At 47.3% G+C, this 24,731-nt stretch carries 6 protein-coding genes; all 6 read left to right on the forward strand.

The window, feature by feature from the left end; translation table 11 throughout:
* Nucleotides 1-55 precede the first annotated feature (55 nt).
* From CXK86_RS28645 to CXK86_RS28670, 6 genes are read left to right on the forward strand one after another with little or no spacing between them, the layout of a single operon-like run.
* Entirely contained in the window at nt 56-16,846 is a 16,791-nt protein-coding gene (locus CXK86_RS28645) for a hybrid non-ribosomal peptide synthetase/type I polyketide synthase (protein ID WP_101314969.1), read from the forward strand.
* Nucleotides 16,836-21,035, forward strand: coding sequence for a beta-ketoacyl synthase N-terminal-like domain-containing protein (locus CXK86_RS28650; protein WP_076254385.1), 4,200 nt, complete (start codon nt 16,836-16,838; stop codon nt 21,033-21,035). Before CXK86_RS28645 ends, CXK86_RS28650 begins: the two co-directional genes overlap by 11 nt.
* The gene (locus CXK86_RS28655; RefSeq protein WP_036668520.1) at nt 21,032-21,289 is read left to right on the forward strand and encodes an acyl carrier protein; all 258 of its coding nucleotides are present in this window, start codon (nt 21,032-21,034) and stop codon (nt 21,287-21,289) included. Before CXK86_RS28650 ends, CXK86_RS28655 begins: the two co-directional genes overlap by 4 nt.
* The gene (locus CXK86_RS28660) at nt 21,286-22,437 is read left to right on the forward strand and encodes an acyl-CoA dehydrogenase family protein (RefSeq protein ID WP_036668521.1); all 1,152 of its coding nucleotides are present in this window, start codon (nt 21,286-21,288) and stop codon (nt 22,435-22,437) included. The genes CXK86_RS28655 and CXK86_RS28660 overlap by 4 nt, the downstream gene beginning before the upstream one ends.
* Nucleotides 22,434-23,414: an ACP S-malonyltransferase gene (locus CXK86_RS28665; RefSeq protein WP_076254387.1), complete on the forward strand. Its 981-nt coding sequence runs from the start codon at nt 22,434-22,436 to the stop codon at nt 23,412-23,414. The genes CXK86_RS28660 and CXK86_RS28665 overlap by 4 nt, the downstream gene beginning before the upstream one ends.
* Entirely contained in the window at nt 23,411-24,730 is a 1,320-nt protein-coding gene (locus tag CXK86_RS28670; RefSeq protein WP_076254388.1) for an aspartate aminotransferase family protein, read from the forward strand. The genes CXK86_RS28665 and CXK86_RS28670 overlap by 4 nt, the downstream gene beginning before the upstream one ends.
* Nucleotide 24,731 lies beyond the last annotated feature (1 nt).

Here is a 24,731-nt window from a genome sequence, read left to right on the forward strand (position 1 = left end):
CTGATTTTTGCCTTACACAGCTTGAATCTCAATTAAACGATGAGGTGTGGTCGTGATGGTACAAAAAACCGTTGAACTTTCCGAAACACAAAAGGGAATCTATTTTGATTGTCAGGTGAATGATCCCACTTCGTATAACATCTCAGCTTCAATGCAATTTGATCATCTTCAAATGGAGATATTTCGCCAATCCATCGAATTGCTTATGTATGAGCAAGTGGTGCTGCGTACTCGGATTGAGATTCAAAATGATGTACCCGTGTTATCCGTTCATGAAGATATGGATTATTCACTTGCCTTGTGGGACCTAAGTAGCGAGAATCAGGAGAATCCAAAGGAACAACAGTTAGTAGCACTGGTGGATGAATGCATCGGGACACCTTTTGAGCTGGAGAAAGGTCCTCTGTTCCGTATAATGATTGTTCAGATGGATAAAAGCCGATATATTCTGACCTTATGTATTCATCATTTAATATGTGATGGCTTGTCGCTTGAACTGATGAAAAACAAACTTATTCAGTCATATACGTGTCTTCTTGAAGATCAGCCTGTGGATGTCAATTTGGATGAAGGATTCATCTCTTATGTTGAGGCAGAGAACAAGAAACTGCGCGAAAACAAGTACTCCAAAGAGCGGGAATACTGGTTAAACAAAATGAAGGGAGCGGAACCTCTTTCTCTAAAGCACGACTTTCCAGCAGGTTCTGTACAAGAAGGGATTGGTCATGAACTGCGATTTGATATTTCGGAATCGTTAATGGCTGATATTACACAGATGTCCAAAGATAATGAAGTAACCGTTTTTATGTTCTTTATGGGTGCCTTTGGCATTCTTATGAGTAAATATGTCGGTACAGACGATATCACCTTTGCCTCCCCATATTCTCATCGTCCCGGTATGGACTTGGAAGAAACGATTGGATGTTTTGTCCATATGTTGCCTATGCGATTCCATATTGACCTCGAATCAACTCTAAAACCTCTGCTGCAACAAGTAGCCACTACCTGGATGGATACGTACAGGAACATCGGATATCCCAATAACCTCATTGTCAGAGACAGCATGTTACAGGCTCAACCCGGATCACCATCATTGTTTGATATCTCCTTTGTTTATGATTCCTATGAGGAAGATATGCTCGGAACTCGTATTCTGGATCAAGATAAGGTTACGTTTCCAGGAGATCTAATGGTGGTGTTGAGCCGTTTACCGCAAGGTGCTCAGTTGAAGCTGCAATATAAACCGAGCTTGTTCCGTGAAGATTCAATGGAGCGAATGGGCCAACGATTTCTATATTTGCTGAATCAACTAGTAACCAATTCTGAGCAAAAAATCAGGGAGTTCAGCCTCCTGATGCAGGATGAGAAAGAAAACCTACTGTACCGATTCAATCAAACTTCTTATTTTCCCTACACTCCACAACATATTATGGATATATTTCACGATAAAGTAGCACGTTTCCCGGAGCGGGTAGCTCTAATGGAAGGCAAGCAGCATCAGGCCTATGCGCAGGTCAACGCAAAAGCGAATCAATTGGCTAGGCAGATCGTTGCGATTAAAAAAAGTGATAACGCGGCAGTTGGCGTGCAGATGCCACGTTCCTCGGATATGGTCATTGCCCTATTGGCTGTATTAAAAGCCGGATGTGCTTTTGTGCCTGTAGACCCTTCCTATCCTTTGTCCAGAAAGGCCTATATTTTATCGGATGCAGACATATCCATCGTGCTGGCTATGCAGCCCGAAAAAGATGACGAGACTCTGGATGTCCAGTACATCTACGTTGAGGGCGATCAGGCCTATACGGGGGATGTCTCAAACCTCGAAGAGGCGCTGAATCCGCATAGCCTTGCCTATATCATGTACACGTCCGGATCAACAGGCAAGCCAAAAGGAGTCATGGTTGAAAATCATAGCGTAGTCAATACACTGCTTGATCTGGAGCGTCGTTTTCCAATGCAGGCGCAGGATGTTTACTTGCTGAAAACGGCATATACCTTTGATGTGTCGGCCACGGAACTTTTCGGCTGGTTCATGGGTGAAGGTGCACTAAGTATTCTTGAGCCTGGAGCAGAAAAAGACCCTGCTCGTATTGTGTCTACGGTGGCATCACATAAGGTTACACACATCAACTTTGTTCCAACGTTATTCCGTCTTTTTCTGGAAACGATGGAGCTTCGCTCCGATCTGTCAGCATTGGAAACGCTGAAATGGATGTTTGTTGGCGGAGAGGCAGTCACGCCAGACATCATTGAGAAATTTAACAGGTTAGGCATTGGAGCAAGTCTTGAAAATGTATATGGTCCAACCGAATGCACCATATGGGTTTCTCATTATCCATTAAGCCATTACGAAGGCTTGGGCAATGTACCGATTGGCTACCCGCTCAATGAGTCCAGATGGTATGTCGTCGGAAATCATGATGAGCTTCAGCCGTTAGGTATTCCAGGGGAGCTTTGTCTCAGCGGTGTTGGGCTTGCACGTGGATATCTGAATCTGGAACAGATGACCCGAGAGAAGTTTGTCCCTAATCCTTTCTTTCAAGAAGGACAGGACGCAGAGCATTTCAGGTACATGTACCGCACAGGGGATCTGGTACGTTCACTCCCAAGCGGTACGATCGAATATCTGGGACGCATTGATTTTCAGGTTAAAATTCAGGGAGCCAGACTGGAGACAGGCGAAATTGAGAATACCCTGTCATCCTATCCGGGTGTCATCCAGACCGTGGTAGTCATGAAATCATTTGAAGGTAGGTCCGGCTTGCTGTATGCCTACTATCTGTCAGAGCAGGAGCTGCCTTCTGTCGAATTGAGAGAGCACCTGTCTCGTTTGTTACCGGCATATATGATACCATCCGTTTTTGTACATAAATCCGAATTTCCATTGAATAGCAGTGGGAAGATTGACCGGAAGGCACTTATGGCAGATATCACGCATGCTCACGCTTCCAGTACGTTCTATACCGCCCCGTCTTCTGAGCTTGAGAAGGTTATAGCCGAAGTGTGGGCCGAAGTGCTCGGTGTTGAGAGAGTAGGGCGCGATGACCATTTCTTTGAATTGGGCGGAAATTCATTTTCTGTCATTCAGGCTCACAATAAACTTAAGCATTATACCGATGTGGAGTTCCCTGTTCCTCGTTTTTTCGAATGCCCGACATTGCGTCAATTTGCCGCGCTGGGACCAAAAGATGAGGGAGTTCGGATACCGACTGAAAGGGAACAATTGTTTCAACGAAAAGACGGCATTATGCGTGAGGACATTGCAATTGTGGGCATGGCGGTGAATGTGCCGGGCGCTGAGGATATAAGGGAGTTCTGGAGTAACCTTGTTGAACGGCGGGAAAGCATTCACTTTTATAGTGATGATGAATTGAGGGAGCTTGGCGTGGAGGAAGCGCTGCTGCGTTCACCTCGTTATGTCAAGGCAAAAGGACGTGCCAACGGCATCGATGAGTTTGACGCAGGGTTCTTTGACTATACTCCCGGTGAAGCCAAAATGATGTCTCCCCAATTCAGACTTTTGTATCAGGGAATATGGGAAGCACTGGAGGATGCAGGCTGCAGACCGGATGAAGCGGGTAAGGTGGGTGTGTTCCTTGGTGGGTCCGATGACTTCGAATGGTACCGTCAAGTGCTTTTTAACGATGCTAACTATAGCAGTAAATACGAAGCATTTACGCTCAGCACCAATCATTTTCTCGCTACCCGAATGGCTTATAAGCTGAACTTAAAAGGGCCGGCCTATACCGCTCTGACGGGATGTTCTACTTCATTGGTTACACCTCATCTGGCATGTCAATCTTTGATCGTTGGAGAATGTGATGTGGCCGTGGCTGGTGGGATCACCGTGGAGTTGCCCAATGAAGGGGGTTACATATTTGAGGATGGCATGATGTTCTCCACAGATGGACACTGTCGTCCATTTGATGCGGCAGCCAGTGGAACCGTCTTCTCCAATGGTATGGGAATTGTGGTGCTGAAGCGGGTAACCGATGCACTGCGGGACGGAGATCATATCTACGGGGTCATCAAAGGCTCAGCAATTAACAATGACGGACAAGAGAAACTCAGTTTTCTTGCTCCTAGCGTAAGCGGACAGGCTGAAGTCATTCAGGATGCTTATAAGGTAGCTGGAGTAGACCCCGAAACGGTGAGTTATATCGAAGCACATGGTACGGGAACGTTGCTTGGTGATCCAATTGAAGTAAACTCGTTAACTCGGGCCTTTGCTTCCGACCAAAAGCAATTTTGTTATCTGGGTTCGGTCAAAGGCAATGTGGGACATATGGATACAGCCGCAGGTGTGGTTGGTTTAATCAAGGTAGCGCTCAGTCTTGGACAAGGTTATATCCCTGGAACAGCGAATTATGAGCAGCCTAATCCCAAAATTGATTTCTTAAATACGCCTTTTAAAGTTAATGCACAAGGTGTGGATTGGAAACAGGGCCATGTTGGAGTCATGCGCGCAGGGATCAATTCATTTGGTGTGGGGGGCACGAACGCTCACATGGTATTGGAGGAGGCTCCCGAGATGGAGAAGTGCAGTCCGGATGATGACGTAAATATATTGCTTTTTTCCGCCAAAACAGAGTACTCGCTGAACCGCACCGCTGAACGGATTATGGAACATCTGACTCAGCAGTCGAATCAATCTGTATCGAACGCAGCGTGGACCTTGCAGTCAGGTAGATCTGTTTTTGCGTATCGCAAGGCACTCATTCTGGATAAGACATGGAAAGATAATCCGGACAAGCTGATACAGCAGCTGGGAAAAGCACGGGTATACCATTCGGCTCAAGGCACTCGTCCCGTATACTTTATGTTCCCCGGACAGGGCAGTCAGTATCAGGGAATGGGTGCAGAACTATACAGATCTATAGAGCAAGCAGGCCTAGCTCCAATCTTCAGAAGTTATATTCAGGAAATATTGGACCTTCTGCCTGCGGAAGAACGAGAAGATATGCTGTCCGTTGTATACGGGGATCAGCAGCCTGAGCGAATAAACCAAACAGAGTACAGCCAATTCGCACTGTTCATGACAAGTTATGCGCTGGCCAAGTCGCTGCTGGATCTGGGCATCAAGCCAGATGGCATGATCGGGCACAGCATTGGTGAATTGGCTGCCGCAGCGGTAGCGGGTGTGTTCGAACTCGGAGATGCTGTCAAGTTAGTTCGACTTCGCGGACGTCTGATGCAGCAACAACAACCCGGGATCATGCTTGCCATTATGGCGGATGCACAGCAGGTGAAGTCACAACTGGAAGAAGACGTGTGGCTTGCCCTGGTGAATACTACAGGTTCCAGTGTGATTGGTGGGACAGCTGAAGCCATTTCACGGATGGAAGCCAAGGCTGAAGGACTGGGCTGGAAGTGCATTCGTGTGAAGACTTCCCATGCATTCCATACGCCAATGATGAATCAGGCCGCTGAGGAATTTAGACGTTATTTAGCGGAGCATACACTTCATACGCCACAGATCCCATTACTGTCCAATACCAGTGGAACATGGGCGCTTGGAGATGAGATCACACAACCTGACTATTGGTCCCGTCATATTTTACAGCCGGTGTTGTTTGAATCAAACCTGGCTGAAGTGTTAAAGGATGAACGGGCTGTATTAATTGAAGTAGGTGCAGGACGAACGCTAAGCTCCTTTGCCAGACAGCACAGTCTATCAAGAGATTCCCAGACGGTACTGAATATGCTACGTCACGTAAGGGAGACGGAGCAGGACAGTATCTATGTGAACCGCAGACTTGCGGAGTTATGGTGCGAAGGCATTGAACCGGACTGGAAGGTGCTCAAAGGTCAGACGGTACGACGCAAATGCTCTCTGCCTACTTATGTTTTCAACAAACAATCCTATCCTGTGGGTGTTTCTCTTTCTGGCTCATCAGCGGCAGCAGGAATGGATACCGGGGATGATAGGCAGCATGCAGATCTGGGTAAGGGAAGTGGCTCTACTCTAATAAAAGGGACAGTTTATACTGGTGGTTCAGACCAACTGAAACAGATTGTCCTGGACGCATATCGAACGATTTTTGGCATCGATGATCTAGATGAAGAGGTTAATTTCTTTACGGTTGGAGGAGATTCTCTCAAAGCAGTCAGCTTGTCTGCATGGATCCGATCTCATTTAGGAATTCAGCCTGAGGTAGCAGATGTTTTCAATCATTCAACGCCTATTCAACTGGCGGAGCATCTCTATGTCATGGCGAAACCAAAAGTGGACCAACAGATAATTCAATCTGCACCCACTATGGATGCGTATCCAATCTCTTCTGCACAGATGCGTATGTTCATACAAGCGATGCTTGATCCAGGCAATACGGCCTACAACCTACCGTCTGCAACCATTATTGAAGGTGAATTGGACCGTATAAGAGTTGAGGCTGCTTTGCAGAAGTTGATGCAACATCATGAGGCGCTCAGAACATCGTTTGAGATACGGGGTGGTCAGATCGTTCAGATCATCCAACCTTCGGTTCGCTTAAGTATGGGTTATGCAGAGCAACATGTGGCAGATGACCAAGAGTTGCCTGCGATGATCGAGACATTGATTCGTCCTTTTGATCTGGGGAGTGCTCCGCTTATGCGGGTTGAACTGATTAAGATAGGCGAGCGCAAGCACCTGCTATTCTTTGATATTCACCATATTATCGCGGATGGTACATCTGTCGAAATCATCACTCGTGACTTCAATGATTTATATTTTGGCAAAGAGCAAGCAGTCCGATTGCAGTACAAAGATTACGCGGTATGGCAGCAGCAGCGTCTCGCTTCAAATGAATACAATTCACATCAAACGTACTGGCTGGACCATCTTGGCCCTTCTTTACCTGTGCTGGAGCTTCCACTTGACCACGAGCGTCCATCACAGCGATCCATGCAAGGGGGACGTCTCCATTTCACGTTGAATCGTTCGTTGACACAACACTTGCATGAGCTGGCTTCCTCATTGGAAGCATCCATGTATATGGTAATGCTAAGTGTGTGGAATCTTCTTCTTGCACACCGCTCAGGTCAGCAGGACATTGTGGTAGGAACGCCTGTTGCAGGAAGGATGCAAGAGGAGTGGAAAGAGACGGTAGGCATGTTTGTCAATATGATTGGGATGCGGAATTTTCCAACGTTTGATCGGACGTACACTGATTTTTTACGCGAACTCAAACAACATACACTGGATGCTTTTGCGTATCAGGAATATCCGTTTAATGAGCTTGTGGCACAACTGGGCGTGACACGTGAGTTGAACCGAAATCCGGTATTTGATGTTTGTTTTGATTATCAGAACATGGACTTGCATGGACTTGAACTTCATGGTTTGCAATTCAGTTCTTTTCCGGTGGAGACGGGTACGTCTACTTATGATCTGTTAATGACCTGTCAAGAAAACAGGGAGAAGCAGGTGATTGAAGGATATATCGAATATTCGCTGGATCTGTTTCGCCAGGACACAGTTGAAGGTATGATGCAGGAGTTTATCGGACTCTGCCAAGAGGTTGTACAACAGCCTAATCTGTCTCTGAGCGAACTGTTTGAGAGAAACATTTCTCATGAGCACCCAGTCCATCGTCTTGCTGGTCCACGTCTGGATTACAATCCTGCAGTGGGTCTGCATCGGCTGTTCGAGCTGCAGGCAGAACACACGCCAGACAAGAAAGCTCTCCTTGTATCATCCGGAGCCTCTTTAACCTACAAGGAGCTTAATGAAAAAGCTAATACGCTGGCTTGGAAGCTGATTGATCAAGGTGTGCGCCGGGATGAACCTGTAGGCATATTATCCAGACGAGATGAATCGTTGATCATTATGCTATTGGCGGTGCTGAAAGCTGGGGCGGCTTATGTGCCTCTGGACCCTGCCTTTCCGCCGCAGCGCATCGTGAATATGATCGAAGATAGCCGAATGAACGTATTGCTGTGTACGCCTGATGAAGAAGGCACAGTGACTTTTAGCGGAGAGCGATTTGTGTATGATCCAACTGCTCAGGATGTGCGCTCATCCGTTAACCCGGACGTAAACTTCCTGTCTTCGGACCTGTCCTGTGTGATTTTTACCTCAGGATCGACGGGTCGTCCCAAAGGGGTCATGATTACTCATGAGGCGATGGTCAATTTTGTTGAGGACATCAGGCACCGACATATTTTTGCACATGAGACAGATCGCATCATCAGTGTAACGACCATATCTTTTGATATTTTCGGATTTGAAGTGTGGACACCATTATGCACCGGATATTCGCTGTATCTGGCCAATGAGCAGGAGCAGCTTGACCCGGCTCTTGCTTCACGTCGAATACGTGAACATGGTGTTACGCACATTCTTAGCACGGTCTCACGCATTAAGGCATTTGTCGAAAATCCGGAATTCGCTCAGGCGCTGGGTAATCTGCGGTGTGTTCTTACTGGAGGGGAAAACGTCCCTGTGGGACTCCTCACCGATCTGAAGCGGCTTACGCCCGCTCGAGTCTTTAACATGTATGGACCAACGGAAACTACGATCTGGTCAACGACCAAAGAATTGAATGACACAGCCGCAATTACCATTGGCAAGCCCATTACCAATACAGAGATTTATATTCTGAATGATGAAGGTGAAATACTGCCACCTGGAAGTTATGGAGAGCTGTGCATTGCAGGAAAAGGGTTATCCCGCGGTTATCTGCACAATGCTGCTGAGACCGATGCCCGATTTATTGCAAACCCCAATGTTTTGGGAGGCCGGTTGTACCGAACTGGCGATCTGGCCCGTATACTGCCGGATGGGGATGTTGAGTTAATGGGACGGTTAGATCAGCAGGTGAAGATTCGGGGTTACCGGATTGAACTGAACGAGATTGAGCAGGCAGCGATGAATTATGAACGTGTAAGAGAAGCTGTCGTTAAGGTAGAAGGGGCCGAGCAACATTCATTGCAATTAATCCTTTTCTACAGTCTGAAGCCTGGGATTGGGCCTTCCGTTATGGGAGATGAAGACGTACAGCTTCGGACCTGGTTAAAGCAGCGGCTTCCACAGTACATGATGCCTTCTCGCTTGATTCGTCTGGAAAATCTGCCTGTGCTGCCTAATGGCAAACTGAATCGCAATGCCCTTCGTCTGGCTGATTTTGAAACGGGAGAGAAGGCTAATCCGGCTCTGGTTTATGGCTCATCGATTCAAGGAATCGAGCGGGCAAAAGTTGACCTAGAGCAGATGCTCATTGCAACGTGGAAGGAAATATTGAATCTGGATACGGTTAATATCCATGATCACTTTTTTGACATCGGAGGCAACTCGCTGGGGCTTATTCTGATCAATAATCGGCTGAATGCCTATCTGGATAAAAGCGTTCCGCTGGTGCAATTGTTTGAGCATTCCTCCATTGCAGCACTGGTCAATCATCTGGTGGCTGAGCAGATGCTGCCGACAGTTACACAACAGGTACAAGAGGAGAGCGGACATATCGCTTCGACTGGATATTCTGTTACGGACCCGGAGCCGACAACAGCTCCAAAAGAGTATGTAATGAGCACAGTTGAACACAGCAAAGTGGAACAGAGAAGACCAGATCAGGGCAGACCGGAACAGAGTATCCCGTTTGCTTCAGAACACAGTAGCAGAATTTCTTCTTCCTCGGATATCGCAGTCATTGGTATGGCAGGGCATTTTCCCGGTTCAAGAAATATCGAGGAGTTCTGGGATAACCTAATGGCAGGTAAGGACGGTATCACCCGTCTGAATGAGGAGGATCTAACCGCTGCGGGTGTACGACCGGAAGACTTCAAACATCCTGATTATGTACGGGCCAAAGGTGTACTGGAAGATACTGAGTATTTTGACTCCGGATTTTTCGAATATCCGCATCAGGAATCCAACATGATGGATCCGCAAATACGGCTGCTGCATCAGTGCTCATGGGAGGCACTTGAGCATGCCGGGTGTGATCCTTACAGTTATGAGGGATCTATAGGATTGTTTGCCGGAAGTGGACTGAGCTTACCATGGATGGTGCAATTTCTCGGTCGCTCCGGTAATCTGTTACAGGCTTTTGAAGCCATGACTTTAAATGAAAAGGACTATATTACAACCCGGGTATCTCACAAATTAAATCTGAGAGGGCCGAGTATGGCAGTCCAGACCGCATGTTCAACTTCTTTGGTCGCTATCCACCAAGCTGCTGAATCATTGATTCGGGGAGAGTGTGATGTGGCACTTGCGGGAGGTGTCTCTATCTCCTATCCGCTCAAAGAAGGTTATCACTGGCATGAAGGCATGATTTATTCAAAGGATGGTCATTGCAGACCGTTTGATGAGCAGGCATCTGGTACTGTGTCTGGTAATGGATGCGGAATGGTTGTGCTCAAGTCACTCCGCGACGCGCAGAGAGATGGAGATCATATCTATGCAGTCATTAAAGGTTCAGCGATTAATAATGATGGCATGGACAAAATTGGATATACGGCACCGAGTGTGGCCGGGCAGGTCAAGGTTATTCAATCAGCCCTGCATCGTTCGGGAGTGTCTCCAAAAGAGATCTCCTATCTGGAGGCGCATGGAACAGGAACCAAACTGGGGGACCCGATTGAAATCGAAGCGCTCAGGCAGTCATGGGGAACAGATCGTAGAAATTATTGTGCTCTAGGTTCTGTGAAAGCCAACATTGGGCATCTTGATGCGGCAGCAGGTGTCGCCGGTTTTATTAAAACCGTACTGACGCTTTACCACCGGGTGGTTCCGCCACAGATTCACATGAATCGGACGAATCCGATGTTGGAGCTGGAGCATAGTCCCTTCTATATCAACAAGGAGCCACAGCCATTAGAAGACGCGAAGCGTATCCTGCGAGCAGGTGTCAGTTCGTTTGGGATCGGGGGGACCAATGCTCACGTCATTCTGGAGCAACCGCCCGTCCAAGAGAGCCAAGCCAAGTATGAATCTTTGCTTCTGCTGCCCTTCTCGGCCAAGAGTGAATCTGCGCTGGAACGCACGTACGATTCGGTTCTACAGGCGATCCATGCATTGCCGGAGCAGTTGCCCAATGCTGCGTGGACGCTACAGAAGGGAAGAAGCAGATTCATTCATCGTAAAGCGCTGATCGTTGTAGATGGTTATATTCCGCCAAGCGAGCAGTCTGTAGAGTTTGAGACACAGGCAAGTGTGATGAATGGGAAGCCTAAGGTCATGTTTTATCTCAGCGGAAATGCAAGTTGGGAAGCTCGCAAGATTCGGGAACTATACGCTTCTGTGTATCGCAGTCAGGTCTCAGAGATATTCAAACAGCACTTTGAAGAGATACTGAACCTCTTTGAGTCCAAGGAACAGTATGCCATTCGCCAAGGCATAGGGCGATCGTTAACCGATTCAAGGCTTGAGCGCATGCAGTGCTTTGTTGTGCAATATGCTCTTTATAAAACCGTGATGCAGCTTGGTATCAAGCCAGATGCTGTCTGTGGGCAAGGCGTTGGCGAACTGGTGGGGTTGGTTATTAGTGATGCACTTGATCCAGTACATGCCGTGGGGCTTTTATACAATCTGGAGCATTGGTCACTAGAAGAAGGAGCATTGTCAGATGCTTTGACAGGAAGGATGACAGATGCAACTGTAACAGACCTTGCGTCGAGTATTGCACCACTGTTATCTCCAAATTTCCTGTTTACGCTGCTAAATCGCAAGACGCTTTCTGAATCTGCTGGGCATACGCTGTGGATCGTTTCGAATCAGCTGCAGGATACAGAACAAATAGCCCCGGATTCATTTTCAGAGCCAAACATCATTGCTCTTACTGGAGATCGTCAGAGCTTGCTTGAGGCAGATGTGTATTTAATGAAAGTACTTGCTTTTTGCTGGTGCTCTGGCATGGAATTGGATTGGGAACAGTTAAACGGAACGGGGCGTAGGCAGAAAATCTCGCTGCCGACGTATTCCTTTGACCCCATTGTTCATCAACATGATGTTGCGTTGTATCAGCTTGCAGGTATGTCGCAGGTTGCAGCGGGTTCTATCGCAGCATTAGACCAATCTCCATCTGGGAAAGTCAGGGTTCAACGGACTGATGATGAGATAAGGCATGTATTATCGCAATTGTGGCAGGAGTTGCTTGGTAATGGAGCAGTCGGCCTTGAAGATGATTTCTTTGAGCTTGGAGGTCATTCTTTAAAAGCGATTTCCTTGGCGTCGAGGATTAAAGAAATGTTTGGACTGAATTTGGGGCTGGAAGAGGTTTTTGATCATTCTGTATTTGAACACATGGTTCAATGGATTGCTGAACATCAGGTTACAAGTGACTCTGATTCAGTGAACCCAATCTTGCCTGTTACTAAGAAAGAGAAATATAAGACCACTTCTGCACAGCGAAGAATGTATGTGGTGCATGAGTGGATGAAAGGTGAGAGTACGGCGTACAATCTCGCCAGCTCCTATAGGGTAAGAGGAAAACTTGACCCTACCCAATTCAGAGTAATAATGGATGCACTTGTAGAGAGACATGAAGCATTCCGTACCAGATTTGAAATGATTGACGGTGAGCTTTTCCAGGTTGTCGAGGATCAGGTTCCAAGCGTTGTGGAGTTGCTGGAATTAGAAACAGCAGGGTTAGAGCAGGTCATGGAATGGATCAAGCCTTTTGATCTGACCAGCGCACCATTGGTTCGTGTTAAGTTGATTCGCCTTTCTCAAGAGGAACACATCTTATTCATCGACATGCATCATATTATTTCGGATCAGAGTTCCATTGCGATCCTGATGCAGGATTTTGCACGCATGTACAGAGGAGAAACATTGCAATCTCTTGACATTCAGTATAAGGATTATGCGGAATGGCGTGATGAAGCTGCGTCACATGCACAATCTGTTGAAGACGCCGAGTTTTGGATACGGGAATTCGAGGACATGCCTGCACCGGTTGAATTGCTTACAGACTTCCCAAGACATGGCGCGTCATCCTACAGCGGAGACAGCCGTTCCATTGAACTCGGTGAGTCGTTAAGCACACAGGTCAATGACTTCTGTACTCAACAAGGGCTTACACCTTATATGTTGTTTATGGCAACTTTGAATTTATTAATCTGGAAGTATACAGGTCAAGACGACTTGGTCGTTGGTACAGCGGTTGCGGGGCGTGATAAGCCAGAGCTCGATAACGTTATGGGTATGTTCGTGAACATGCTTGCCATTCGCACCAGCATGGACAGAGAATGGTCCACAGAGACGTATTTGAATGAGATGCGGGGCAAGCTGTTATCCTGTTATGAGCATCAGCATTATCCTTATGAAGCACTGGTGGAACAACTTGGTCTATTCGGTGATTTAAGCCGCAACCCCCTATTTGATGTGGTGCTAAATTACATTAATATGGGGACCGATGATCCTGAAGCCGGGGAACTGATACTTGAACCATGGGTCGAAGGTAAGGTGGATGCCAAATTTGATCTGACTTGGACACTGGTCGAGCATAAGCAATGTTACACGGTTGAACTTGACTATCGCTCAGATTTGTTTAAAGCGGAGTCCATGGAACTGATGCTGGATAAATTCCGGTATATCCTGTCTCAGATCACAACAGGGCATAATGAACGAATTGCTCAGATTAAGCTCACTACACCGGAGGAAGAGGAATGGCTGCTGTACGGAGTCAACGATAATGCCGCCCAGTATCCGCGAGATGCGACCATTTCCCAATTATTCGAGGAACAAGTTCATGTGCATGCACAGAAGACAGCATTGGTCTGGGAAGACGGTGAATGGAGCTATGCGGATCTGTATGAACGTGTTCAGTGGCTGGCGTTCAGGTTGCTTGGACAAGGGGTAAAATCAGGCTCCAGTATTGCTCTTATTCTGGACCGCGGACCGATCCAGATGATCAGTATTCTTGCTACACTCCAAGTGGGTTGCAGTTATGTCCCGATCGACCCGGCTTCGCCGCCATCGAGAATTGAATTTATTTTGCAAGATTGCGATGCGGCTGTGTTATTGACTGAATCGGCGTATGCCTCCACATGGCAATCTGTAGTTCCTTGTATCGTGCCGGCAGATGAACTGGCAGCATTTGATTCAGGAGACATGCAGGAGCCCGTTGAACATATGAACAAGACTGCTCTTGACCCGGCTTATATCATTTATACATCAGGGTCAACAGGAACCCCAAAAGGGACTGTGATGAGTCATCGCAATGTGACCAAAGTTATGAAAAATAGCAATTTTGTCACCGTCGTGCCAGAGGATCGTATCCTGCAAATTTCTAACTATGCGTTTGACGGTTCCATTTTTGATATTTTTGCTTCATTAATAAATGGCGCTACTCTTGTATTAATCTCAAAAGAGACCATTTTGGATATGGCTCGTTTGGCGGATGTCATCCGACAGCAACGGATTTCAGTATTTTATATTCCGACATCCTTGTTTAATATGCTGGTGGATTGGGATGCTGAATGCTTGAAGAATGTGCGTAGAGTGATGTTTGGTGGTGAAGCTGCATCGGTGAGTCATGCCAACAAAGCGCTTGCATGTGTGGGGCCGGGCAAGCTGTTAAATGGATATGGGCCAACGGAAGCAACCTTTTTTGCCTCCTACCACTTATTACAGCAAACAGAGCCTTATACTGGCTCACTGCCTATAGGGTATCCCCTGTCTAACACAGCCTTGTATGTTCTGGATGATAAGCTGAAGCCTGTACCACCCAACGTTCCAGGTGAACTGTATATCAGTGGGGATGCGGTAGGTATTGGATATCTTAACCGTGAGGATCTTACCCGAAAACACTTTCTTGATGATCCCTTCCGCACGGGAGAACGAATGTATCGGACAGGTGACATCGTCAAACGTCTGATTGACGGCAGTCTGATTTTTATTGAACGTTCGGATTTCCAGGTCAAGATTAGAGGTTTTCGCATTGAGTTATCGGAGATAGGCAATTGTATGGAGCGTGTTTCGGGAGTTCGTGATGCCTTTGTCATGACAGTTACAGAATCATCAGGAAGTCTATACATTGCCGCTTTTTATACAACCGATACTGGAGCAGATACTGAGTATATTCGAAGAGAACTTCACCAGCAGCTGCCAGAGTACATGGTACCTGCACGCATTATTCGAATGGATTATCTTCCGATTAATGCCAATGGCAAAGTGGACCGAAGAGCATTGTCCGAGCATTTGGTTGAAGAGCAGCAGAGGTCTCTGGAAGTGAGTTCACCTCGGGCAATAACAGAGCGTGTCATTCTTGCCGCCATGCGACAGATCTTGGGTAATCCGGGCATTGGTGTGGAAGATCACTTCTTTCAAAATGGGGGGCATTCGCTCAAAGCGATTGCATTCACTCAAATTTTGGCAAAAGAAGGAATTGCCATCAATGTGAACGAATTATTCCAATATCCGACAGTTAGAGGACTTGCCAAATTGGTAGATATTAATCCTCCGGCGTCAGTTTGGTCCGAAGATAGCCTGCATATTCAGTCCCCGATAGTCATACCACAGGACATAACACTTCATGAGAAACAACTGGACAGCCTGGTCCTGCATGTCTTAGACAGCTGCAATCAGGTTTCATCTTTTATGGCGGGCATGACCCCTATGGGGCAATTCCCACTATCTCCAATTCAACAAGCACATGCTTCTACGACTTCACGAGCAAGCGGATTTACAACAACGCTGGAAGGCGAATTGAATGAACAAGCTGTAAAACACCTGATTCTTGGGGTTATATCCCGGCATCAGTTGCTGCACAGCATGATATATGAGGAAGAACAATTGTATTGGCATCCATGTGATATATCGTTAGCGGCGGACATGCTGCAACAGCTTATCCCATATCTTGATATTCGTCATTATGCTTCGGCTACGATTGAGCAGTTGGAGTACAAACTGGTTCAGTCTCTGTTACACAAAACGTATACGTTGAAGGAACTACCTTGGCGTCTGTGTATTTTACGTACAGGAGCCAGAGAGCATAAGCTGATTTGGAGTTTTGATCACCTTGCGTTTGATGGTATGAGTGCCCAGATCATCAAGCAGCAACTTGAGTCGAAGGCATTATATAGACCGCAAGGTATAGAGATCGAGAGTGATCTTCTGTACCAAGTACGAAATTATGAGGATTATGTAAGTTTTCTGTCTCAAGGCCCCATAGGGGTATCAGAAGATGAAATGGAGAAACAATTTTCGCTTCAGGCATGGAATAGATGTAACACCATCGTCATGAACAAGTTGAAGGAAACAGAAACATTGTCTCCTTCAGCGATGACTGTCGAGTTGTCCCTTGCAGGGAAGGAGCCTGCAGATGTTTGGTGGACATGCTTTGAAACTTTTTCCAACATCATTGCGACTTATCTGAACATAAGCCAATTGCCAATAGCCCTGGTGCATTACGGAAGGGAGTATGGCGAAGATTCCTACTACGATTATGTGGGAGAATTCCTTGATCTGATTCCAGTGCTGGTAGACAGTGAATTCACACAGGAGGATCTGTTGGAACGTCTGGAATTTACGAAGCAACACAGCATTAACTTTATGGCACTTACACATGATTCTTCCCTCTCGGCAAAATATGATGGCATACAGGAACAATTGGGAACTGCCTACAGGCAAGCAGAACAGGAGCCGCGTCAGATGATTCTGTTTAATTATCAAGGCTTCATCTCCAGCAGCGAAGCGATCCCAATGTCGTCTCAGTCGTCGGATGACCAAGATTGGAATTCGGGACTCGCCCAATTCGAATGGGTTATTCGCTACGACGAAGAGTGTCTGTACGTACATCTGGCCTGTCAGGCTGGTCTGGACATCAAACGTATGAAACAGCTGATTGATGACAAGCTTGGTAGCGATGTGAGAGTGGTAGTTCACAATGAGGCAATGGAGGTGCAACATGTCCAGTAAATCCATACAGCGAGGACCCGAGCTGATTGTGCCAGAACATTATTCAACAGTGGCTGAGATGCTAATCTACATTGCAGATACTCATCCAGAAAAGGGAATGACCTATATCAGCTCTTCAGGTGACGAACAGTTTGAATCATATCCTGAATTACTGATGCAGGCGCGCAAGTACCTGCAGTCTCTTCAGGAGAAAGGCATTCAACAAGGACAGGTTGTTATTTTGGAAATTGACCAGTCACAGGAATTTTACCGTACCTTTTGGGCTTGTATGCTGGGGGGCATTATTGTCGCCCCGGTTAGTCCTCCGGCTGCCTGGGAACCAGGCTCAGCCGGTCTGGAGAAATTCACGAAAGTGTGGGAGGTACTCGGGCGTCCAGTCGTTATCGTCGAGGAAGCCTACATGCCCAAGTATAAACAGCTTGCGGAAAGTCCGGTATTCAAAGGTCTTATGTTGATTAGCGTGAACCAGCTTCAAGCAGGCCAGCAGATGGCTGATCTATGCCCAACCTCTCCTGATGACATTGTGTTCCTGCAATTCTCATCAGGAAGCACGGGAATTCCCAAAGGTGTGCAGTTAACAAATCACAATATTATCGCCAACAGTATTGCATGCAAGACTTTTCTTGGAGCTGAAGAAGGAGATAATGTGTTTACCTGGTTGCCGCATACGCATGATATGGGGATATTTGGACAGCATCTGACACCCGTCCTGAGTGGAGCCAACATCATGGTGATGTCACCTTATACCTTCGTACGGTCGCCTTATCTGTTCTTGCGCAAGATTACGGAGCATCAGGGAAAATGGTTTTGCTGTACCAATTTCGGTTTCGAATGGATGGTTCAGAAGATCCCGGATTCCAAGCTCTCAACGCTTGATCTGTCTTCATTGCGTATGACCTTGAATGGTGCAGAGCCTATATCAACGTCTGTTATCGAGCGATTTGTCAAAAAATTCAGCTCTTGTGGCTATCGTTCCAATATGATGTTTCCTGCGTATGGCATGGCAGAAGCGACAGTAGGTGTATGTACCTCCAGACTGGGGGAAGAGCCGCGAATTGAACGTATTTCGCGTTCGCGGCTGGTGCAGGAAGGACTGGCTGTGCCAGTCCAGCTGCCTAGCAGTGATAGCCATACTTCGGATGTGATCGAATTTGTTCATGAAGGATATCCCATGACAGGGATTCAGATCCGGATTGCGGATGAACAGGGGGAAGTGCTGGATGAACGGGTTGTTGGCGAAATCCAGATCCGTGGGGAATCGGTAACCTCCGGATATTACAGTCTCCCGGAGATCAATCGTGAAATGTATGTGGATGGGTGGCTTCGCACTGGAGACTTGGGTTATATGGCTGACGGCTCCCTAGTTGTAAGCGGACGAATCAAGGACATTGTGTTTATTCGGGGACAGAACCATTATGCGCATGATCTTGAAGAAATTTTGTACCAGAATAGCAGCATTCCGAGAGGGAATCTGACGGTAGTCGGGCACTTTAACAGCCTCAAACAAGTAGAGGAGCTACTTGTATTTGTTAAATACAAATCGGGCACTCCACAGTTTCTGGATGTACGACAGGATCTGATCCAACGTATGAGGGCTGGATTGGGTATTGAGATCACCCATGTTCTCCCAATCAAGGTTATTCCCAAAACGACGAGTGGCAAGGTTCAGCGCTTCATGCTGAGAAACGAATATGAGCGTGGAGTATTTACCAAGGACATCGAGGCCATTGAAGAGCTGATTCGCGAAAACACACAACAGCAAGGACACGAGACGGTTTCCACATCGTCTTTGGAATATACCGTACGTAAAGCCTGGGCCGAAATTCTTCAATTGCCCGCAGGAAAGATTGAGATGGATACTTCTTTTCTTGCACTTGGAGGCAATTCCATTTTCTCCTATCAATTACTTGACAAGCTGTCTGCACATATGGGACGTGAATTAGGACAAGAACTACTTGTTTTTTGCAGTACAGTACGTGAGATGGTGGAATATCTGCAGGAACTTCCAGCAGAAACGAAGGACTCTGAACAAGCTGAAACAACAGATAATCACCTGAATGTACATCGTGCTATTGCTATTACCGGACTGTCTCTACGTCTGCCTGATGCTGACACCCAAGAACAGTTCTGGAGCAATCTGGTTAACGGGTTAGATAGTGTTGACCGGGTTAGTTTAGAGCGTGCAAGACGTTCCAAGCAACCTGGTTGGGATGACTGGATTGGGGAACTGAAGCAACCGGATACGTTTGATCATGAGTTCTTTGAAATCCCGTCTGAACAAGCTGCATTTATGGATCCGCAACATCGGAAGCTGCTGGAAGTTGCTCATGAGGCGCTGGAGGATGCGGGTATGCTCGTGGATCATGAGGATAAGCGTGATGTGGGTGTGTATGTAGGGATTAACCCCAGCACATACTTCGATCTGGTTATTGATTATATGAACCGGAGTCTTGGAAAGGCTGTTCATTCTCACGCTATGGTAGGCAATATGTCCAATATTGCAGCGGCCTCCATTTCACACATGTACAATTTTACAGGGCCGGCACTGTCCATAGATACAGCATGTTCTTCTTTTCTGGTAGCACTGACACAAGCTGTGGCGGCCATTCAGGACAAGCGTATCTCTGGGGCAGTTGTAGGCGGAGCGAACATTTTGGCTACACCGCATGTTCATCAACTATCACGCAATGCTGGAATCTGTTCTTCCACTCAACATACGAAGGTATTTGACCGGGAAGCAGATGGTTCAGTCTTGGGAGAAGGTGCTGTTGTTGTATATCTGGAGCCGCTAACAGAGGCAATTCGCAACAATAAACATGTTTATGGTGTGATTCGCGGGACAGCGGTGAATAACGACGGATATTCCCTGGGCATTATGGCACCCAACCCTCAGGGGCAATATGAGGTACTCCGTGCCGCTTATCGCGACGCCAACCTAAACCCGAGCGAGATTTCTTATATTGAAGCACATGGATCGGGGACAAGGATTGGAGATCCAATTGAGGTGAATGCCTTGCTCCGACTGTTCCGGGAAAATGGATATACAAGCGATAATTCGATTGGATTAGGTTCAGTCAAAACCAATATTGGTCATTTATTTGCAGCCTCCAGTGGAGCCAGTCTTGCCAAGGTTCTTCTCAGTATGCAGCATGGGGAACTGGCACCAAGTCTGCACATGGATAATCCGAATCCGGCCCTCCGACTGGAGCAATCGCCGTTCCATATCGTTAGCGAGCATAAAACGTGGGATGTACCTGAAGGAAAAACACGGAAGGCAGGCATCAGTTCATTTGGCCTGGGAGGTACGAATGCCCACATTGTGCTGGAGGAATGGAAAGCCCCTGTCCGTGCAGATGCCCCCGCACGTGGCCAGTTGTTAACGTTCTCTGCGAAATCAGAACAGGCTTTAAAAAAGCTGATTGATAACACGGAGCAATATGTGAAGAAACATGCGGACCTGGCACTAGAGGATCTTTGTTTTACCCGGAACAGATATAGAAAACATTATCGGTATCGTGCAGCAGTAGCTGTCAGCTCAACCGGAGAGTGGAACATCGAAGAGATGGAATTTGGCTTCAAGCCTAGAAACCGAGCTGCTCGTGTCAATATTGTGGTTGGGGGGCATGAGATTCGCGGAGAAGATGAAGCTCAAGCTCGTAAGGTACTCAGGCCAGACGATTCTAATGAAGATACGGTATCAACCTTGAACTACTGGGTGACCTTGCTTGAGACACTTGTACGTCTGGTCCCTTCCATTCAAGAGATTCGAGGAATAGCTGCAGGAGAGGAACTTGTATCCAGTTTACATCTGGATGGCGAGGAACATCACAGCGCTCATGCAAGCCAATCCTTTCCAGTGAACAACAGAGTGACGTTAGACAGTCTGCAAGACACACCTGGCAAGATGCCAAACGCCGACATTGTAATTATGATTGCTGCAGATCAGACAGAGCAGCAGCTTGAATACAGTGGCAAGGAGAGCTTCATCCGCCTGTCTGCCGAGCCGACACTTACCATGGAGGATCAGCTTGCTTTATTGCTGGGACAGCTTTATGTACGTGGTGCTGCGCTGGATTGGGAACAGTTACATCCGAATGGCTCTGGCCAGATCGTACATCTGCCAGCACACCCATTCGAGCCGTATGTACATTGGATAGATGTGAATCAGGGAACGGAGGTCATGATATGACAAAAGAAGAAATTGAGCTTTTTCTTAAAAGCGAGATTGCTGCAGCGTTGAATCAGGAGCCAGAGGACATCGATGAAGAGATGAATTTTTTGAAAATTGGTGTCTCATCTGTGCAGGCGCTCAAGATCATTAACCGTGCGCGTAAGCATCTTCAAGTTGACATCAGTCCGGTTGCGTTGTTTGAATACAAAACAATTGCCGAGTTCGCCGCTTATCTCAATGAATCTCTTCTTCAAGAGGGGGTTGCCGAATGATTGAAGCAGATATAGAGCAAGAGATCATTCATGAAGCTGAATTGTTTGCTGCCCGTGAAATTCGTCCTTATGCTCAACAGATTCAAGAACAGCAAGCCATTCCCAGAACATTGATCCGTGCCATGGCTGAAAAAGGTTACTTGGCTGCCTCGATCCCGGCTGAATATGGCGGCATGGGTCTCGGTCCTAAGGCGTACGGGCTGTTGACTGAAGTATTTGGCAAGGCTCTTCCAGCCGTTCGCAGCTTGTTAACGGTACATACTTCACTTGTAAGTGAAACGTTGGTACGTTTCGGAACGCCTGAGCAAAAATCGTCCTGGCTGCCCAAGTTGGTGAAGGGAGAATGGATTGCTGCCTTTGGTCTGACTGAACCGGAAGTTGGTTCGGATGCCAAAAGTGTAAAGACCGAGTGGAGAGAAGAATCGGACTGTTTTGTTTTAAATGGAAAAAAGAAGTGGATCACGTTTGGACATCTGGCAGATGTATTTATCATTATTGCCTCGAATCAGGGACGAAGCACTGCTTTTTGGGTCGAACGCCAGTTTGAGGGTGTACAGACCCAACCTATTGAAGGTGTCATGGTTGCGGGAGAGACAGGTATAGCTGAGATTGATCTCCATGAGGTGCGTGTACCAAAGAATCACATTATTGGACGTCTGAATGAAGGTTTTGAGTACATCGTAACCGGGGCGCTGGACCAGGGCAGATATAGCATTGCCTGGGCAGGGTTGGCGATTGCGCAGGAAGCGCTGGATGCCATGGTGACTTACTCAAGGAAGCGGAAGCAATTTGATCAGAAGCTGAGTCATTTTCAGCTGATTCGCGGCATGATTGGAGATGCGGTGACAAAAGTCCATGCAGCACGAGCATTATGTTTACGGGCAGCCGAGCTGAGAGAAGCCAAGGACCCGCAGGCCGCCATGGAGACAACGATCGCCAAATATTTTACGTCCAAAGTTGCTGTTGAAGTTGCAAGTGATGCGCTACAGGTTCATGGTGCGAACGGAATTAGTAACCAATATCCTGTTGCCAGGCTGTATAAGGAAGCCAAAATTCTGGAGATTATTGAAGGTTCTTCTCAGATGCAGCAGGAGATGATCTCGCATTACGGATTAAAAGCCTATTACAAGCGTGGCGGTAGCGTATGACGTTCTGTGCGCTATTTCCCGGCCAGGGCAGCCAGTATATCGGAATGTGCAGCGAGTTGTTGGACAGTGAACCGGAGGCGAATCAGATCTTTGCGGAAGCGAGCGAGGTGATCGGATTTGATTTGAAGGCACTGGTTATGGAAGGGACCCTGGATCAATTGACGGTCTCTGAATATGCTCAGCCTGCTGTACTGACGGCAAGCTACGTTTTATTTGACTCATTTGTTCGCCGAACAGGAATGACTCCAGATTATGCAGTAGGTCACAGTTTGGGGGAGATTTCGGCTTTAGTAGCGGCGGGAGCACTGCGATTTGCTGATGGGATCCGTTTTACAGCTCAGCGTGGTGCGTTGATGCATCGCTCCATTCAGGAGCAAAAAGGAAGAGCGGGTATTGTTGTTGATGTAAACCAAGAAGCGCTTGAAGAATTAGTCAAGAATATTCGTCAGAACGAGTATGTGACGATCTCCGGTTATAATTCACCGGGACAGTTTGTCGTCGCAGGTACTGCGAAGGGTCTTCAACTGCTGGATGATCAGGTGGATGGCTACGGTGGGGAATTCATTCCTTTTCGCATGATGCCAATGAAGGCAGATGCACCTTATCATAGCGAGTTGATGCAGTTCATTCAGCCTGAGCTTGAAGAGATGCTTGCAGGGATTTCCTTCTCTGCACCGGTGTTTCCCATATGCTCTACAGTACATGGGGAGTTCATTCGCGGAGCCGAGGACATTCCTAAGCTGCTGAGCAGCCAGCTTTTGCAACCCATTCGTTGGAATCAGGCATTGGCACGCATTCAAAATCTGGGAACGACGGTATGGATCGATATCGGTCCAGGCCAGAGCGTAAGAAATATGCTGGCTGAGAATAAGACCTTGTCTGCAGCCTATTCACTGGATGATCCGCAAGATCGGTCCAGGTTACTGGATCGATATGAAGCAGTAAACCAGACAAGTGGGGGAGGCGATAAGGGATGATCACGGAGATGATGCAGTACAATCAGCGGGTGAAACAATGGCTGCCTGGAGGTGTGCACTATAATTTTCACCTTCCTTGGGAAGAGACGCCGCTCCATTTCAAGCATGCTTCCCGAAGCAGAGTGACGGACATGAACGGCAACGAGTATTTGGATCTATATGCCCGCTTTGGTGCCCTCATCGTTGGCCACGGCAACGAGGAGTATAACGAGTGTCTGAAGGATACCATTGACCGTGTTCTTTCCGTAAGTCATTGCGATCTGGATGCAGAGGCTCTGGAACTGATCCATCAATATGTACCTTCAGCAGAGATGATTCGTTTTGGGTTATCAGGCACGGAGATTGTCCAGAATGCACTTCGTCTTGCCCGGGCGTGGACAGGTAAAAATCGCTTTGTACGTTTTGAAGGCCATTATCATGGCAATGCGGACAATATTATGGGTGGCAAGACTGCACGTACAGGTCTGCCTGTACCTTCAGATTATCCTGGTGACATGAAAGGAACAAAGGGGAGGGCAAGGGATGCCATGGAATCTCAATCCTACCTCCTGCCATGGAATGACGCCCCCCGTCTGGAGGAACTATTTCGCCAGCATGGAGACGACATTGCAGCAGTAATCATGGAGCCGGTTTGTGTAAATGGAGGCGGAGTCATGCCTGCTCCGGGTTATCTGCAAAAAGTCAGACAGTTATGTGATCAGTACCAGGTCGTGCTCATTTTTGATGAGATTATAACAGGATTCCGTATGGGACTCGGTGGTGCCCAACAGTTATTCGGTGTAACGCCCGATCTGACTACACTTGGGAAGGCAATCGCAGGTGGCGGAGTTCCGGTGTCAGCCCTGGTTGGCCGAGCGGATATCATGAAGTTGCTTGTAGACAAAAAAGTAATTCATGCGGGTACGTTTAATGGCTATCCATTAGGTACAGCTGCTGTAAAAGCTACGCTGGAAATGTTGGGACGCAATGGAGGACAGGCGATGCACAGCATGAACCGCCACGCTGAGATGATGCATGACATACTCTGCCAGGAAGCAGTGAAGGTAGGTCTGCCTTTAATTGTTCAGGGTCCGTCTGGCTGTGCTTCTTATCACTGCTGCACGGAGCCGCTTACGGATACGGCTGATTATACGTTTGAATTGATGTCTTTTGATATTTTGTTAAATAGCAAGCTTGCTGAGCACGGTGTTCTGGTATCTACGCTCTCGCGGATGTATCCGAATATCCTGCTTGATATGCAAGATGTTGCCTGGTTCGGTGAGCGTGTCCCCGCAGCACTTGCAGAAATGAAAGAGATCTACGACGAGCTGATCTAAC

Source organism: Paenibacillus sp. BGI2013 (assembly GCF_002843485.1).
GTDB lineage: Bacteria > Bacillota > Bacilli > Paenibacillales > Paenibacillaceae > Paenibacillus > Paenibacillus amylolyticus.

Coding starts and splice junctions, on each gene's coding strand:
- CXK86_RS28645 (WP_101314969.1), top strand. CDS start 56: ATGGTACAAAAAACCGTTGAACTTTCCGAAACACAAAAGGGAATCTAT.
- CXK86_RS28650 (WP_076254385.1), top strand. CDS start 16,836: ATGTCCAGTAAATCCATACAGCGAGGACCCGAGCTGATTGTGCCAGAA.
- CXK86_RS28655 (WP_036668520.1), top strand. CDS start 21,032: ATGACAAAAGAAGAAATTGAGCTTTTTCTTAAAAGCGAGATTGCTGCA.
- CXK86_RS28660 (WP_036668521.1), top strand. CDS start 21,286: ATGATTGAAGCAGATATAGAGCAAGAGATCATTCATGAAGCTGAATTG.
- CXK86_RS28665 (WP_076254387.1), top strand. CDS start 22,434: ATGACGTTCTGTGCGCTATTTCCCGGCCAGGGCAGCCAGTATATCGGA.
- CXK86_RS28670 (WP_076254388.1), top strand. CDS start 23,411: ATGATCACGGAGATGATGCAGTACAATCAGCGGGTGAAACAATGGCTG.